General features: G+C 50.3%; 13 protein-coding genes. 1 reads left to right on the forward strand and 12 read right to left on the reverse strand.

The features are described from left to right. The first annotated feature begins 479 nt into the window (after positions 1-479). On the forward strand, positions 480-950 hold the full coding sequence (locus KVT36_RS25140) for a hypothetical protein (RefSeq protein WP_217606202.1): 471 nt from the start codon (positions 480-482) through the stop codon (positions 948-950). 97 nt (positions 951-1,047) lie between these two features. Here KVT36_RS25140 and KVT36_RS25145 read toward each other — a convergent pair whose 3' ends face one another. The 12 genes from KVT36_RS25145 to KVT36_RS25200 all read right to left on the reverse strand — a co-directional run bounded on the left by KVT36_RS25145 (position 1,048) and on the right by KVT36_RS25200 (position 15,482). Then, positions 1,048-2,487 carry an NADH-quinone oxidoreductase subunit N gene (locus tag KVT36_RS25145; RefSeq protein ID WP_217606203.1) on the reverse strand — a complete coding sequence of 480 codons (1,440 nt, stop codon included), beginning with the start codon at positions 2,485-2,487 and terminating at the stop codon, positions 1,048-1,050. Between the two features lie 49 nt (positions 2,488-2,536). Beyond that, positions 2,537-4,087: an NADH-quinone oxidoreductase subunit M gene (gene nuoM, locus KVT36_RS25150; RefSeq protein ID WP_217606204.1), complete on the reverse strand. Its 1,551-nt coding sequence runs from the start codon at positions 4,085-4,087 to the stop codon at positions 2,537-2,539. Between the two features lie 35 nt (positions 4,088-4,122). Then, on the reverse strand, positions 4,123-6,012 hold the full coding sequence (nuoL, locus tag KVT36_RS25155; protein ID WP_217606205.1) for an NADH-quinone oxidoreductase subunit L: 1,890 nt from the start codon (positions 6,010-6,012) through the stop codon (positions 4,123-4,125). A gap of 30 nt (positions 6,013-6,042) precedes the next feature. After that, positions 6,043-6,351 (reverse strand): NADH-quinone oxidoreductase subunit NuoK, encoded by a 309-nt coding sequence (nuoK, locus tag KVT36_RS25160; protein WP_217606206.1) that lies wholly within the window; start codon positions 6,349-6,351, stop codon positions 6,043-6,045. After that, positions 6,348-6,875 (reverse strand): NADH-quinone oxidoreductase subunit J, encoded by a 528-nt coding sequence (gene nuoJ, locus KVT36_RS25165; protein ID WP_217606207.1) that lies wholly within the window; start codon positions 6,873-6,875, stop codon positions 6,348-6,350. The genes nuoK and nuoJ overlap by 4 nt, the downstream gene beginning before the upstream one ends. A gap of 20 nt (positions 6,876-6,895) precedes the next feature. Next, positions 6,896-7,411: an NADH-quinone oxidoreductase subunit NuoI gene (nuoI, locus tag KVT36_RS25170; RefSeq protein WP_217606208.1), complete on the reverse strand. Its 516-nt coding sequence runs from the start codon at positions 7,409-7,411 to the stop codon at positions 6,896-6,898. A 14-nt stretch (positions 7,412-7,425) separates the two neighbouring features. After that, entirely contained in the window at positions 7,426-8,376 is a 951-nt protein-coding gene (gene nuoH, locus KVT36_RS25175; RefSeq protein WP_217606209.1) for an NADH-quinone oxidoreductase subunit NuoH, read from the reverse strand. A 22-nt stretch (positions 8,377-8,398) separates the two neighbouring features. Then, positions 8,399-11,092, reverse strand: a complete 2,694-nt coding sequence (nuoG, locus tag KVT36_RS25180; protein WP_217606210.1) for an NADH-quinone oxidoreductase subunit NuoG — start codon at positions 11,090-11,092, stop codon at positions 8,399-8,401. Further along, the gene (nuoF, locus tag KVT36_RS25185; protein ID WP_217606211.1) at positions 11,073-12,350 is read right to left on the reverse strand and encodes an NADH-quinone oxidoreductase subunit NuoF; all 1,278 of its coding nucleotides are present in this window, start codon (positions 12,348-12,350) and stop codon (positions 11,073-11,075) included. The genes nuoG and nuoF overlap by 20 nt, the downstream gene beginning before the upstream one ends. Positions 12,351-12,431: 81 nt before the next feature. Beyond that, positions 12,432-12,896, reverse strand: a complete 465-nt coding sequence (gene nuoE, locus KVT36_RS25190; protein ID WP_217606212.1) for an NADH-quinone oxidoreductase subunit NuoE — start codon at positions 12,894-12,896, stop codon at positions 12,432-12,434. Positions 12,897-12,905: 9 nt separating this feature from the next. Further along, the gene (gene nuoC / locus KVT36_RS25195) at positions 12,906-14,711 is read right to left on the reverse strand and encodes an NADH-quinone oxidoreductase subunit C/D (RefSeq protein WP_368670049.1); all 1,806 of its coding nucleotides are present in this window, start codon (positions 14,709-14,711) and stop codon (positions 12,906-12,908) included. Positions 14,712-14,843: 132 nt separating this feature from the next. Then, on the reverse strand, positions 14,844-15,482 hold the full coding sequence (locus tag KVT36_RS25200; protein ID WP_217606213.1) for an NADH-quinone oxidoreductase subunit B: 639 nt from the start codon (positions 15,480-15,482) through the stop codon (positions 14,844-14,846). Between the last annotated feature and the right edge of the window lie 446 nt (positions 15,483-15,928).

The following is a 15,928-nucleotide window of genomic DNA, read 5'->3' on the forward strand; positions in this document are numbered from 1 at the left end:
CACAGAATTGGAAAACAGGTTTTAAACAGCTGCTCCCGCTGCGGGTAATACCCGGAGCCGGGTTTGTGGCCCCAAAAACATACTACTACCTCCCCTGTTATGAATGTAAGCTGCTGCTATTCTTTGGCAGGAGTGGTCCGGGATCATGGATGGAAAGGCATTATGCCTGCCCATCCATGATATACGGTACTTTACCATATACATTACAGGGTTTAAGATTGTACACCATTAACCGCTTACAACAACCGGCGGGCTGTTTGCAACCTACCAACGCCTTTCCGCCATTACCGGATGCTGTCTGTATGCGCTTCCCGGCCCCTGGTCGAATTTGTTACACGCCCTGATGATCCTTGTTTACATTTGATTTGATCTTTAATTCAACCAATTCATGATCCCAGCTCCTTCCGCCAAAAAGGTTACGGCAAATCAATTATAGTTCGTTAACGGGAACCATGCTTTAAAAAAAGGAAACAAGAATTATGACAGCGCATTCTGTAGCATCAAATGTAAACACCATTTTACGGACCGGGCTAATAGCCGGCACCCTGGACATTCTCTCCGCCATTACCGTGTATGCGCTTATTATGGGGAAAGCTACACCTGTGCAGATCCTGCAGGGCGTTGCCAGTGGAGTATTTGGCAGGGAAGCATATGCCGGCGGTGTTACCATGGCCTTAACAGGGCTGCTGTTCCATTACGCCATTGCGCTCATCTTCACAACAGTTTATTTCCTGTTGTACCCCCACCTGTCTTTTTTGCACAGGCAGTGGGTAGTAAGCGGCGTATTGTTCGGCGTACTGGTATGGCTGGTAATGAATCTGGCCGTATTACCACTTTCTAATTTCCAGCAGGCGCCTTTGCGCTGGGCGCCTGCTTTATTAGGCATGGCCATTATTGTTGTGATGATAGGGTTACCTGTCGCCTTCGGAGCACAAAAGCACTACACTTAATGTACGCATGTGCAAATATGCAAATATGCAGATGAATTAAGCCATTGAATCGCGGCATTAAACATCTGCATATTTGCATATCTGCACATTTGCATATTTATTTTATCAGCGTCATCATCTGCTGTATCAGCTGCATCATAGCCGTGGGGTACACGCCCAAACCTACCAGCAGCATTACTATCAGGCCCAGGGTAATATTACCGGCCAATGGCAGGGAAGGTTTGATAAAAATACGTTGAGACGTATCCGTAGTGCGGAACATCATAGCTACCACCCTTATATAATAGTACAGGCCTATTACACTGTTGATCACCAGCATCAGGAGCAGGAACCAATGGTGCCCGTCAACCCCGGCCATTACAATATAGAACTTGCCAATGAAACCCGCTGTAAGCGGAATGCCGGCCAGGGATAACAGCATCACCGTAAACACCAGCGCCACCCAGGGATAACGCCAGAACAGGCCCCGGTAATCCTCTACCGTTTCCGCATCCTGCACGCTGCTGCTCATTACAATCAGCACACCAAATGCACCAATGCTGGTGGGGAAATAGGCCGTCAGGTAAAAAGCAATAGCCTCCAACCCCGATTGTGTATCGGATAAGAACGCCACCAGCAAATAGCCCAGGTGCGCAATGGAAGAATAAGCCAGCATACGTTTAATATTCTGCTGCGTAAGAGCCAGCAGGTTGCCCACAAACATAGAAGCAATGGAAGTAATAGCCAGTATCCACCATAACATGGTATAATTGCGGCCGCCAATATCCTGGTAAAAACGGATCAGCACCACCAGCACACCGCCTTTGGAAATAGTAGCTACAAAAGCAGCTACCGGCAGCGGCGCCCCTTCATAAATATCCGGCGCCCACATATGAAAAGGCACAATGCCCAGCTTAAAACCAATCCCTATCAGCATCAGCCCAAAACCCGCAATTACTGGCAGCGGGAAAGTGCCTGCCTGCCGCAGGTAAGCGCCAATACCAGGGAAATCCATATGCCCGGTAAAACCATATACCAACGCCATCCCGAACAATAAAAATGCGGAGGACAACGCTGCCAGTATCAGGTATTTTATACCCGCTTCATCTGAGCGCTGACGGGCACGCAGATATGCAATAAGGCCATACAGGCTAATGCTCAGCATTTCAAGCCCCAGGAAGAACGACATAAAATGCCGGCTGATCACCAGCACCAGCGCACCGGCAGTAGCCAGCAGCAATAGCAGGTAATACTCTTCCTTACGTTCTTCCCGCTCCTCAAAATAGTTATAGGATAACAATACAATGATCAGCCCCGACCCTACAATAGCACCGCTGTTAAACAGCGCAAACATATCTATTACCACCAGCGGGGCAATGGTATGCGGCAACAGTGTGGCCACCGGCACTACCGACATCAGCGCCAGCGCAAAAGCCACCAGGGTTACATAATATATAAGCCGGTGGTTACGCCAGATAGCTACCAGCAGCATACACAATACCGCTGCTCCGCAGATATTGAATAAAGGTCCCAGGCTAAGTAAGTCTTCGAAAGTCATAGCAGAGTGAATTGTTAATTACGAATTGTGTTAAGCACGGATGATATTGTTATGGCGCATGATTAATTACGAACGATGAATCACTCACTGGAATCACAACCTTACGCTTTTCAGCACGCGGTGCATCTTCCTTGTTAAACGTCGTAATTCGTAATTCGTAATTCGTAATGGTACCCAGCACCGTTTGCGGATACACGCCCAGCCACAATATCACAACTACCAATGGCGCCATGATCAGCCATTCCCGCAGCCCCAGGTCCGGCAGGGCATACTGCCGTTCTGATTGACCAAAGAATACTTTCTGCATAATGCGCAGGGAGTACACCGTGGCAATCACCAACCCGATAGTAGCCAGTATGGTCATTATATGGTTTGCCTGCCAGCTGCCTAACAGGATCATGAATTCCGCTACAAAATTTCCCAGTCCGGGTAATCCCAGCGATGCCATTACAAAGATCATGGTCACAGTGCCCATAGCCGGCATGGCAGGCCATAACCCGCCCATACGGCTTAGCTCACGGGTGTGCATACGCTCATACAAAGCACCCGCTATCATAAACAAAGCGCCGGTGCTAATGCCATGTGCAATCATTTGCATCACCACACCTTTATAAGCCAGTTCATTAAAAGCAAAAGCGCCCAGCAGCACAAAACCCATATGGCTAACGCTGGTATAGGCAATTAAGCGTTTCAGGTCCGGCTGTGAATAAGCCAGCTGCCCGCCGTACAAAATACCTGCTACGCCCAGCAGCATAGCCCAGGGTGCAAAGTCATGCGATGCAGCGGGGAACAGGGGCAGCACAAAACGCAGGATGCCATACGCACCGGTTTTTAATAACAGCCCTGCCAGCACCACGCTGCCCGCAGTAGGCGCTTCGGTATGCGCATCGGGCAGCCAGGTATGAAAGGGAATGGCCGGCAGCTTTACAACAAAGGCCACCAGGAAACCCAGCATCAGCCATTGCGCCACGGCACGCTCCATGGGAGTATTTAACAGGTAAAAATAATCGAACGTATATACGCCGGTGTTAGCGCCATGAATAAAGTACAAGCCCAGTATGGCCAGCAGCATCAGCAGCCCGCCGGCCTGCGTAAAAATGAAGAACTTATACGCCGCATACTCCCGCCGCTCATGCCCCCAGATCCCTATCAGGAAATACATGGGGATTAACATCACTCCCCAGAAAAAGTAGAACAGGAACAGGCCCATGGTCAGGAATACACCGGCTATGCCGGTAATTACAAATAGCAGGTTAAAGTGAAAGAAGCCTGTTTTATATTTTATTTCCCGCCACGATATTAATACGGATAATGCGCCCAGGAAAAAGGTAAGTGCCAGCATTACCAGGCTTAGCCCGTCCATAGCCAGGTGCAGGCTAATACCAAAATGCGGGATCCACGGTTGCTGCCAGTTGTACATCCAGTGCCCGGCAGGCGTTGGATCTGCAGCGTTACCTGCCCACAAGGCGGTTACCAGCAGCAGGCCGCACAACAGGCTTACCAGCGCAATCCAGCGGCATAGCGCTATGCTCCTGGCCGATGCCAGCCAGGAAAGCAAAGCGCCAAACATGGGTATCAGTATAATATATAACAGGACCATTTTGATGTACGATTTTAGATTTACGATCTTAGGTTTTATACATACACCCGCCATATCAGCACGCTTAATATCACTACAGCACCCAGCACTACGCCCATAATATACCAGCGCAGAAGGCCGCTTTGCGTGCGGGCCAGTATATTATGTAACCACTCAGTGATACGGGCCAGCGTAGTATAGATGCGGTCTATCATATCGCGCCGGTTCATGCGGGCCGTACGCACAAAAGGATGTACCAGCATTTCATCATACAGGGCATCAAAGGCCCAGCCGCTGAACCATAATTTGCGCAGCCAGCGCATAAAAGGCATTTGTGAAAAACGCAGCATGCCATCCGGCCTTTCTATTACCCATACCCAGGCAATGTAAATACCAAGGAAGGTAAGCCCCGCAGCCAGCAGCTGGGAGGTCCATTCCAGCGCAGTAGATTCCTGCTGCAGCTGCACCGCCGGTAATACATGCTGCAGCCAGTCACTGAATAGCGTTACATGCCCCATGGTATGCGGCAGCTCCACAAAACCGGCCAGGGTGCTGCACAGCGCCAGTATGTACAGCGGTATCATCATGCTGTTGCCCGGTGCATGCGGCGTGTGGTGTGATGCCTTAGGCCCGTAAAAGGTCAGGAACACCATACGGAATGTGTACATAGCTGTAAGGAAAGCGCCGGTAATAGCGGCAATCCAGTAAAACGTATGTCCGTACACAGAGGACCATGCCAGCCACACGATCTGATCTTTACTATAAAAACCGGATGTAATGAACGGAATGGCCGATAGGGAGGCAGAACCAATTAAGAACACCCAGAACACCGCCGGCAGCTGTTTACGCAGCCCGCCCATTTTAAACATATCCTGCTCATGGTGCATGGCTACTATCACTGCGCCAGCGCCCATGAACAACAAGGCTTTGAAGAATGCATGTGTTACCAAATGAAAAATTGCGGCTGACCACGCGCCTACACCCCACGCCAGGAACATATACCCTATCTGGCTGATGGTGGAATAGGCCAGCACCCGTTTAATATCTGTTTGCACCAATGCGCTGCAGCCCGCCAGTAATAAGGTAACTGCGCCAATAACGGCTACCCCGGTTTGTGCAGCCGGCGCCAGCTCAAACAATACATGTGTACGTGCAATCAGGTACACACCCGCTGTAACCATGGTAGCTGCATGTATTAATGCGCTCACCGGCGTAGGGCCGGCCATAGCATCCGGCAGCCAGGTTTGCAGCGGCAATTGCGCCGACTTGCCCACTGCGCCGCCTAATAACAGGAAAGCGATCAATACAATAGTGCTGTTACCTGCAGCCCATAGCTGCGGCGCCTGATCCAGGATCTGTTGTATCTGTAAAGTACCGGTGTACTGGAATAACATGAACAGGGCAATGGCCATGGCAGTATCGCCCACCCGTGTTACAATAAAGGCTTTGCGGGCTGCATACCCATTGGCAGGATCCTTATACCAGAAACCTATCAGCAGGTAGCTGCACAAACCAACACCTTCCCAGCCAAAGTATAACAGCAATAAATTATCAGCCAGCACCAGCAGCAGCATAGCGCCTACAAACAGGTTCATACAGGCAAAAAAACGGCTGTAATCCGCATCCTCTGCCATGTACCCGGTGGAGTATACATGAATAAGAAAACCTACAAATGTGATCACAAATACAAAGGCCAGCGATAAAGCATCCAGCCGCAGGTCAATACCGGCGCTGAAGGAACCGGCCTGCATCCAGGTCCATAAGTGCTGTACTATAATATGCTCGCCGGATTGTATGAATGGCAACCCCAATACCAATGTAATAGCCGCCGCTATTCCCATACTGCCGCAGGCAATCACGGAAACCGCCGCCTTGTTCAGGGAGCGCCCGGCCAGTATAAGCACCAGGGCAGAAAAGAATGGCAATGCCGGTATGAGGAAAAGCATAAAACGATGATTTATGTTTTGTTGTTCTTTTTATCCTTTCATCCTGCTGGCTTCATCACTATCCAGTGATTTTAGCTGGTGATAGAGCTGCAGGACCAGCGCCAGCCCCACGGACACTTCTGCAGCAGCCATTGACAGAATGAACATGAACATTACCTGCCCGTCCGGCTGCGCCCAGTGCGACGAAGCCACTATAAAGGCCAGCCCTGCCGCATTCAGCATAATCTCTACCGACAGCAGCATAAAGATCATGTTACGGCGTATCAGCATACTGATAAGCCCCAGTACAAAGAGGATCCCGGCCAGCGTCATGCCTGCAGTTGTTGGATGAATATTCATGATGGTTTGCTTTGAAGAAAACGGTGTAAAGTTTTTGGTTGCTGCCGCCCTAAATGATAAGCCCCTACAATGCCCGCCATCAGCAGCATAGCGCTAAGCTCCACAGCCAGTATATAAGGCCCGAATAAGCTACGGCCCACCTCTTTAGGCGTTACTTCTTTAATACCGGTAACGGGCGTATGATTTTGCGCGATCAGGTATACCAGCTCTCCCAGCAGTATTACGCAAAACAAGGCGGGCGCCATCCACATACCGGGTTTTAACCACTGCTTTTCCAAACGCGTGCTTTCCGGTCCCAGGTTCAGCATCATTACAAAAAAGATGATCAGCACCATAATAGCGCCGGCATACACAATTATTTCCAGTGAGGCCATATAAGGCGCGCCATACAGGTAAAAGATCACCGCTACAGATAACAGCGATACGATCAGGTACAGCAACGCGTGCATGATATTGAACCGCGTTACTACCATCGCGGTAGAGAAAACAGCAATGGCCGCTGTGATGTAAAAGAAAACACCCATGGGATTTTAGATTTACGGTCTTATGGTAATAAGCTCTTAATGTCTACCGGTGGCTCTTCATGTTCGGCTTCGCCTTTTGCTTTGCCATCTATAGCCATGCCGGCCACCCTGTAATAGTTATAACCCGGGTATTTACCCTCGCTGTTGATCAGCAGGTTTTCTTTTTCATACACCAGGTTCTGACGGTTATACTCTGCCATTTCAAAATCAGGTAACAGTTGTATGGCGTAGGTAGGACAGGCCTCTTCACAAGAACCGCAAAAGATGCAGCGCGAAAAGTTGATCCTGAAGAATTCCGGGTAACGCCGCCCGTGCTCATCTTCCGTTGCCTGCAGCGAGATGCAATCCACCGGGCAGGCCGCTGCACATAAATAACAGCCCACGCAGCGCTCACCGCCATCAGGATCGCGGGTAAGCGCTATGCGGCCACGCCAGCGGGCCGGCAGCGGCGCTCTTTCCTCAGGATACTGGTAGGTTTCCCTTTTATGGAACATATGCAGAAAAACCAGCCACATACTGCGCAACAGACTAAACATGATGTTTGGATTTATCAGATGAGTAATTTAATAGCAGCCGTTATCAACAGGTTTACCAATGACAACGGAAATAAGATCTTCCATCCGTATTCCATCAGCTGATCATACCGCGGGCGCGGCATAGACGCCCTTAACAGGATGAACAGCATAATGAACACAAACGTTTTTAATACAAACCAGATCACTGGCGGAAGAAAAGCAGGCCCCAGCCAGCCACCAAAATATAATGTTACCACCATGGAGGAGATCAGCGTGATGCCCATATACTCCCCTATGAAGATCATGCCGAACTTCATACCGGAATATTCCGAGTGAAAGCCTGCCACCAGCTCACTTTCCGCCTCTGGTATATCAAAGGGCAGGCGGTGTGTTTCCGCAATGCCCGCAATCAGGAAAATAAAAAAGCCAACACATTGCGGCAGGATGTACCAGCCGTTCTTTTGCGCTGCTACGATCTCACTGAGGTTAAAGGAGCCACTCAGGATAACCACGCCCATTAAGGACAGCCCCATAAAAACTTCATAGCTGATCATTTGCGAAGCGCCGCGCATGGCGCCCAGCAAAGCATACTTATTATTGGAGGCCCAGCCGCCCAGCACAATGCTGTACACACCCATGGACGACATGGCCAAAAAGAATAACACCCCTACATTAAAATCCGCCACCACCACATTGGGCGCAAACGGTATAATAGTAAAGCTCAATAGCACACTGGCCACTACCACTGCCGGTGCAAATACAAACACCACTTTATCTGCAAAAGGCGGGATCCAGTCCTCCTTAAAGAAAAGCTTGATGGTATCTGCCAGCACAATGAACAGCCCAAAAGGCCCGGCGCGGTTAGGCCCGTACCGGTCCTGCCACAGGGCCAGCATCCTGCGTTCCAGCCATATTAAACCGGCTGCTGTGTTTAAGATCACGAACAGTACGCCGCCAATAACTAACCAATAATGACCAGTACTCATAAAAAATATTTTTGAAGCTCATCTATAATTTCCCCAGCACCGGTACTCCTACCACTTCTATTCCCGGCAAACCTACCGGCAAACCGGCCATGCCTTTATGCAGCCTGGCATCGGTTTTTACCGTAAACGTATATGGATGCCCGTTAACCGATAACTGCAGCTGATGCGATTCCACTACCTGGTAACGCTGCGCATCTTCCGGGTTCAGCAAAATGTAAGGCGCCGGCATACGCTCTGCCACGGCAGGTGTATGTACGCTCAATTCTTCTGATCCGAAAATGTGGTATAAAGGCACCAGCATTAAATGCCCGGCCAGCGGAACAAAATTGTCCGGTGAATAGGAAAAATAAGGCGCCTGCCCGTTAGCTTTGGGCTCTATCAGCCGCTTGCCGGAATCCCCGTCGTGCAAAGAGCTGCCTACCTCTGTCTGGTATTTGTTGATGGATTGCACGGAGTTCCAGCCCGGCCACCAGAAGAAGGGTATCATGGAGGATGGCGGTTCCCCGCGGTAACCTTCCATGGTGAATGACATAGCTGTATCCGCATCTTCCGGCGGTTTGGGCTCGCTCACATTCACATTGGCCAGCATGGCTGTGCGGCCGCTGTAACGGTGTGGCTCCCGTGGTATCTTTTGCCCGGCTATACGAAAATCTGCCGGCGGGGTTAGCTGATCAATGCCTGCAAAGATGGCGGATGACTGTGCCAGCGCCTGCGTTACATCATCCAGGTACACCAGGTTTTTTAAACGTGCATTATTAGTAGCAGCCCCCAGTTGTAATAACCAGCGCCAGCTTTCCTGCACCACGCCGCTGCCTGCAAATACCTGGAAGAAACGTTGCGCCCGGCCTTCATTATTCACCAGCGTACCGTCTGATTCTGCAAAGGTGCCGGCAGGTAATAATACTGTAGCTTTTTCTGCAGTGGCATTGTACAGGTGATCCAGCAATACCACTTCCTTACAATGCTGAAAGAACTGGTCTGCTATGTGCCGGTCTAAGCGCCGGTACAGGTCATTTTCCAGTATAATAACGGTATCTATGTCTCCATCCAGTACTGCAGTCACTGCAGTCTCCAGGCGATGGCTGCCAAGCATTTCCAGGCCCAGGCTATTACACTCAGGCGTGGTAAGCACCAGCATAGCGGCTTTGCCTTTTTGCTGTAATGCCCAGCTGATATTGGCGGCTTCCCGCATAGTACCTTCACAGCCGCAGCCATAACCGGCAATGATCAAAGGCCGTTCTGCGGCCAGTAATGCATCGGCAATGGCTTGCGCCAGCTGCTGCTCCTCTTCCGAAAGGTCTTTTACAGCCGCTACCGGAGCGCCCAATAGCTGGCTCACGGCAAAGCCTATACGGGTAATATTATCCGGGGCGGTATGGTAAGTGCGGGTAGCTATTTCATCCAGCCCGGTAGGTTGTATATGCAGTATATAAAAAGGTCCGTGTTTGTCCTGCATGGCTTCACGCACCGCGGCATCCTGCCAGGCCGGCACATGCGTGGTGTTCATAGCATCCTGTAACGGTTGCTTGCGCACCGCCTGCCGTACAGATAATGCCATCATAGGCGCTGTGTTCAACAGGTCCTCACCCAGTATCAGCACCGCATCTGCGGTAGCTGCCTCCTGCATGGAGGGCGTGCGCACAGGCCCGTTCTTTAATATTTTTAGCGCCAGCGTAGCCAGGTCATGTTCTGCATCTGACATGCCCAGGTAAAAATTATCATCCCCTACCAGCTGCTGTAATACAAAGTTGGATTCCAGCGAAGCGCGCGGGGAGCCAATGCCAATAGTGCGCCCGGGGGGAAGCTTGTCCTGTAAATATTGCAATGCAGCACCGGGATCAATAGCGTGATCCATAAGACCGCGGATGGCCACCTCCCGTATGCGGCGCTCACTGTTCACAAACTCATAACCATAACGCCCGCGGTCGCAAAGGAAATAACCATTCACAGCGCCGTTATACCGGCTGCTGATCTGCCGTAAGGAACCATAACGCTCACCGGCAATAATATTACAGCCCAGGCCACAGCCCTGGCAAATGGATGGCGCATAGGTCATATCCCATTTGCGGGTATAATGCTGTTTGAGTGTTTTGTCTGTAAACACGCCTGTAGGGCATACCTCCGCCAGGTTGCCGCTAAACTCACTTTCCAATGTGCCCTCTTTATAACGGCCAAAGTATACATGGTTATGCGCAGCAAAAACATCCAGGTCCTTGCCGCCTGCAAAATCTTTATAAAAACGCACGCAGCGATAACACTGGATGCAGCGGTTCATTTCATGGTTCAGGAAAGGGCCCAGGTATTGATTTTTATAGGTGCGTTTGGAAAAATGATAATTGCGGTAGCTATGCCCGGTCATTACCGTCATATCCTGCAAATGACAGGAGCCGCCTTCATCACACACTGCGCAGTCATGCGGGTGGTTGGTCATCAGCCAGCCTATTACCTGCTCCCTGAAAGCTGCTGCTTCCTTATCGCTTACGGATATACGCAGCTGATCTTTTACCGGCTCCATGCAGGACATGATCAGCTTTCCTTTGGTATCTTTTTCATCCTTAAATGATTTTACTGCGCATTGCCGGCAGGCGCCTACAGAGCCCAAGGCCGGGTGCCAGCAAAAATAAGGCAGGTCCAGGCCCAGCGACAGGCAGGTTTCCAGCAGGTTCTTGCCTTCCTTTACTTCGTATGACTTGCCGTCAATGTGTATGATTGCCATAGGGACATTTTTTTTCGTGTACATGCTGTTCAAAATCTTCACGGAAATATTTCAGCGCGCTTTGCAATGGTTCCATGGCGCCGGGTGCCAGCGCGCAAAAAGTATTACCCGGTCCCAGCAAATGTGTATGCATTTCCAGCTGTACCAGGTCTTCTTCCGTGCCATGCCCCTGTTCCAGGGCATATAATATTTTTTCTGTCCAGGGTAAACCCTCCCGGCAGGGCGTACAAAACCCGCAGGATTCCTGTGCAAAGAAATGCTCCAGGTTATGTACAAAACCCACCGGACAGGTTTGGTCGTCCAGCACCACCATAGTACCTGTTCCCAGGCGGCTGCCCGCTGCAGCTACAGCGGTAAAATCCATGGGAGTATCCAGGTGGTCAGCTGTTAAAAAGTCCGTGGATGCACCGCCGGGCAAAGCCCCGCGGAAACGGTAACCGTTTTGCATACCGCCGGCATAATCTTCTAATAGTTCGCGCATAGTTACGCCCATGGGTAATTCCCAGGCGCCGGGTTTGTTTACCCGTCCGCTCACACCATATATTTTCGTACCCCCGTCGCCGGTACGGCTCAGGGACTGGAACCAGGCTGCTCCTTTATTAACTATATGTGGAATGAAACAAAGCGTTTCTACATTGTTTACAATAGTAGGATGGCCAAACAAACCGCTGATCTGCGGAAAAGGCGGTTTGGCGCGGGGTACGGCGCGCTTGCCTTCCAGTGAGTTCAGCAGCGCGGTTTCCTCCCCGCACATATAGCGGCCCACACCGGTGTGCAGGTGCATTTCCAGGGAAAAATCCTTTCCCAGGATATTGTTGCCTAAATAACCGGCAGCATACGCTTCACTCAGCGCCTTGCGGATCACCTGCGCTGCTTCCTTATAAGCCCAGCGCAGAAATATAAAAGAGGTAGTGGCCTGTATAGCATAGGCCGTGAGGATCATGCCTTCTATTAACTGGTGCGGATTACCTTCCAGCAGCCAGCGGTCTTTGAAAGTACCGGGTTCCATTTCATCGGCATTTGCCACCAGGTATTTGGGACCTTTTACATTCATAGGTACAAAGCTCCACTTCATGCCTGTGCTGAAACCCGCGCCTCCCCTGCCCCGCAGGTTAGATTCTTTTATGAGCGCAGTCACCTCCTGCGGCGCCATTTGCTGTAATGCTTTGCGTAATGCCTGGTAGCCCCCCAGAGCTTCATAAGCCCTGAGGTCCAACGACAAGCCGGGTTGAATATCCGATGTAAGCGGAGCCTCCATATTAGTTTGCAGTTTATAGTGGGAGCAGCTGGCAGTTTACAGTGAGCTGTTGCAAAAACCGCCCACAGTACCTGCAACTATTCATTCATATTTATCCAGTATCTCACCGATGTTCTTTTCATTCAGATCCCGGTAAAGATCTTCGTCTATCATTAAAGCCGGCGCATGATCACAGGTACCCAGGCAGGCATTGGGCAGCAGGGTAAAACGCCCGTCCGGTGTGGTTTGCCCGTATTTGATCTGCAGCAGCTCCATCAGCGTTTTGCGGATGTTCTCATAACCCATTACCCAGCAGCTGATGCTGTCACATACCAGGATCACATGGCGGCCAACCGGTTGCCGGAAAATGAGGTTGTAAAAGGTAGCCACGCTATCCACTTCATCCGGGCTCATACCTAACAGCGCTGCAATATCTTCCACGTTCTCATCAGATACCCAGCGGCGCTGCTGCTGCACTATCTTCAACGCTTCTATTACTGCCGCTTTTTTTACAGGTACCTGCTGCAGCTCATGCTCTATTTTTGATATTTCTGTTTGTGTTAACATAGTATCGGTTTATCTGTCAATATCCGCCAGCACATAATCCATCCCACCCAGTATAGACAGCAGGTCTGCCACTGTATAACTGCGGCTGATGTAAGGGACCATTTGCATATGCGGGAAAGAGGGAGTGCGTACTCTTACGCGGTAAGGCGATGTATTACCATCGCTGGTAAGATAATAGCCGTTCCAGCCTTTGGTAGCTTCTATACAGCTCATGGCCTCACCTGCCGGTATTACCGGGCCCCAGCTAACATTGAGGAAGTGGTGGATCAGCGTTTCAATATCGTGCATGGTGTACTGCTTCACCGGCGGCGTGGCCAGCGGGTGGTGCGACTTAAAATCCCCTGCCGGCATATGTTCCAGGCATTGCTCAATAATGCGCAGGCTTTGCCGCATTTCGTCTACCCGTACCCGTGCCCGGTCATAACAATCGCCGTTGTTGGCAACCGGTACTTCAAAAGCAAAGTTCTCATACCCGCTGTAAGGCCGCATTTTACGCATATCCCATTCCAGGCCGCAGGCGCGCAAACCAGGGCCGGTAACGCCCCATTCAATGGCTTCTTCCAGCGTGTAAATGCCAATACCTACCGTACGTGCTTTAAACAAAGCATTCTGCATTACCATCTTATCATACTCGCGCAGCTTGGGCGGGAAATAGCGGACAAACTCGCGCACCAGCTTATCCCAGCCATTAGGCAGGTCCTGCGCTACGCCGCCTATACGAAACCAGTTGGGATGCATACGGCCGCCGCAAATAGCTTCTATAATCTCAAATACGCGTTCCCGGTCGGTGAACATATAGAACACCGGCGACAGCTGCCCTACATCCTGTGCAAAAGTGCCATACCATACCAGGTGGCTGGCTATGCGGAAGAACTCACACAGCATAACGCGTATCACCTGCGCGCGCAGCGGCACTTCAATACCAGCCAGCTTTTCAACAGAAAGCAAATAGGCCAGGTTGTTCATTACCCCGCCTAAATAGTCAATACGGTCGGTATAGGGAATATAGGTATGCCATGACTGGCGCACGCCCATTTTCTCCGCACCCCGGTGGTGGAAGCCAATGTCGGGCACCGCATCTACAATGTCTTCTCCTTTTAGCTGCAGGATGATGCGCAGCACGCCATGTGTACCAGGGTGCTGGGGGCCTATATTCAGGAACATAAAATCCGAATCTTCACTCTCCAGTTTCAGGCCCCATTCTTCCGGGCGGAACTGCAGGGCCTCCTGCTCCCTGTCTACCTTTTCATCAAATAATTTAAATGGTCCCATTTCTGTGGCGCGCGCGGGATGTTCTTTGCGCAATGGGTGACCTTCCCAGGTGCTGGGCATTAAGATACGTTTCAGTAAAGGATGGCCGTCAAAGCGGATGCCGAACATGTCAAACACTTCGCGCTCGTACCAGTTGGCGGCAGGCCATATATGGGTGATGCTGGGCATGGAGGGATACTCGCCCCGCAGCCCTACTTTTAAACGCAGGAAAGCATTACTCCCGAAGGAGAAGAGGTGGTAAACAACGGTAAAGTCAAAAGGTATATGTCCGTTCTGCGGTCTTTTATACGCACGCTCATCAATGGCCGTAAGGTCATAGAGCATGCGGTAAGGTTGTGTAAGATCGGATTTCAGGTATTGCAGCACGGTCACCAGCTTTTCCTGCGGCACCCAGAAGGTGGGCATTGCATCGCGGGTTACCTGTTCTTTACAGGTTTGTTCTCCAAAGCGGGCATCCAGTGCTGATTTAATATCGTTCATATTGTTTCGTTGCAGTTTTTCAGATTGTTTTACAGACCACTGCCCCATTTCATTCCATCTCACGCAAAACACTTTTACTCGTTATAGGCCATGGACTACTACCACCATTCCTTTTCATCTCACGAAAGACACGTCCATTCGTTATAGGCCGTGGACCATGGACCATCGACCATGGATGGCCGGCCTCCGGCCCACTCATATCTCATCCGGTGTTTTGAACTGCGTCATTTGCTGCCGCTTATCATGTAATACTTCCCGCATTGAGATCTTATCCGGTTTTATCACGCCCTGGTCGCCGATCATCCAGCTAAGCGGGCGTTTTTCCTTACCCACGGATTGCTGCAGCATTACCAGCCCTTGCATAAAAGCATCGGGCCGCGGCGGACAACCAGGTACATATACATCTTCGGGTAAAAATTTATCTACGTCCTGCACTACGCTATAGATATCATACATCCCACCGGAGTTGGCGCAGGAGCCCCTGGAGATCGCCCAGCGCGGCTCCATCATCTGCTCATACAGGCGTTTAATAATAGGCGCCATTTTAATGAATACCGTACCGGCAATGATCATCACATCTGCCTCACGGGGCGTGCCGCGTATCACTTCCGCGCCAAAACGCGCCACATCATATTTGGGCGTCATGGCAGTGGCCATTTCCACAAAACAGCAGGACAATCCAAAGTGAAAAGGCCACAGGGAATTTTTGCGGCCCCAGGCCAGCAAACGGTCTACAGAGCTTAACAACATGCTTTGCTGCATGGCCTGCTCCAGGGAAGTATTACCAGATACTTTACCTGTTTGATCCTGTGCGTTACTTAACCACCAATCCATGAGGAAGAATTATTAATTAGGAAATGCAAAGCATTCATGAATGCCATTGAAAATAATTATGATTATGAATAATTATTAATTGCGCATTGGGTAATAGTTCGCCTGCATGCATTTCAGATTATGCATGCTTAGGCGGAAGAAGTATGTAATTACGAAATAACAACGAAGAACAACAGACAGTAACCGCTTACGGTTTCCTTCATTCGTAATTAATCCTTTGCAATAATTTGAATAAAAAAAAGAAGAAGCATGTAATTACGAACAGCAGCAACATTCTTACAAACGAAGTAACCACATACGGTCTTCTTCATTCATAATTCATAATTGACAATTCGTAATTGGATCCGTGTGTCTGCGAATCATCAATACGTTATTACAATGCAGTAACCCCATACGGTCTGCGCATTCGCAATCTGTAATTGACAATTCGTAATTGAATCCGTGTG

This window comes from Chitinophaga sp. GbtcB8, assembly GCF_019091455.1.
In the GTDB taxonomy this organism is placed as follows: Bacteria; Bacteroidota; Bacteroidia; order Chitinophagales; family Chitinophagaceae; genus Chitinophaga.

Excerpts from the sequence above, each read along its gene's own strand:
- KVT36_RS25140 (WP_217606202.1), top strand. The coding sequence starts at position 480 with ATGACAGCGCATTCTGTAGCATCAAATGTAAACACCATTTTACGGACC.
- KVT36_RS25145 (WP_217606203.1), bottom strand. The coding sequence starts at position 2,487 with ATGACTTTCGAAGACTTACTTAGCCTGGGACCTTTATTCAATATCTGC.
- nuoM (WP_217606204.1), bottom strand. The coding sequence starts at position 4,087 with ATGGTCCTGTTATATATTATACTGATACCCATGTTTGGCGCTTTGCTT.
- nuoL (WP_217606205.1), bottom strand. The coding sequence starts at position 6,012 with ATGCTTTTCCTCATACCGGCATTGCCATTCTTTTCTGCCCTGGTGCTT.
- nuoK (WP_217606206.1), bottom strand. The coding sequence starts at position 6,351 with ATGAATATTCATCCAACAACTGCAGGCATGACGCTGGCCGGGATCCTC.
- nuoJ (WP_217606207.1), bottom strand. The coding sequence starts at position 6,875 with ATGGGTGTTTTCTTTTACATCACAGCGGCCATTGCTGTTTTCTCTACC.
- nuoI (WP_217606208.1), bottom strand. The coding sequence starts at position 7,411 with ATGTTTAGTCTGTTGCGCAGTATGTGGCTGGTTTTTCTGCATATGTTC.
- nuoH (WP_217606209.1), bottom strand. The coding sequence starts at position 8,376 with ATGAGTACTGGTCATTATTGGTTAGTTATTGGCGGCGTACTGTTCGTG.
- nuoG (WP_217606210.1), bottom strand. The coding sequence starts at position 11,092 with ATGGCAATCATACACATTGACGGCAAGTCATACGAAGTAAAGGAAGGC.
- nuoF (WP_217606211.1), bottom strand. The coding sequence starts at position 12,350 with ATGGAGGCTCCGCTTACATCGGATATTCAACCCGGCTTGTCGTTGGAC.
- nuoE (WP_217606212.1), bottom strand. The coding sequence starts at position 12,896 with ATGTTAACACAAACAGAAATATCAAAAATAGAGCATGAGCTGCAGCAG.
- KVT36_RS25200 (WP_217606213.1), bottom strand. The coding sequence starts at position 15,482 with ATGGATTGGTGGTTAAGTAACGCACAGGATCAAACAGGTAAAGTATCT.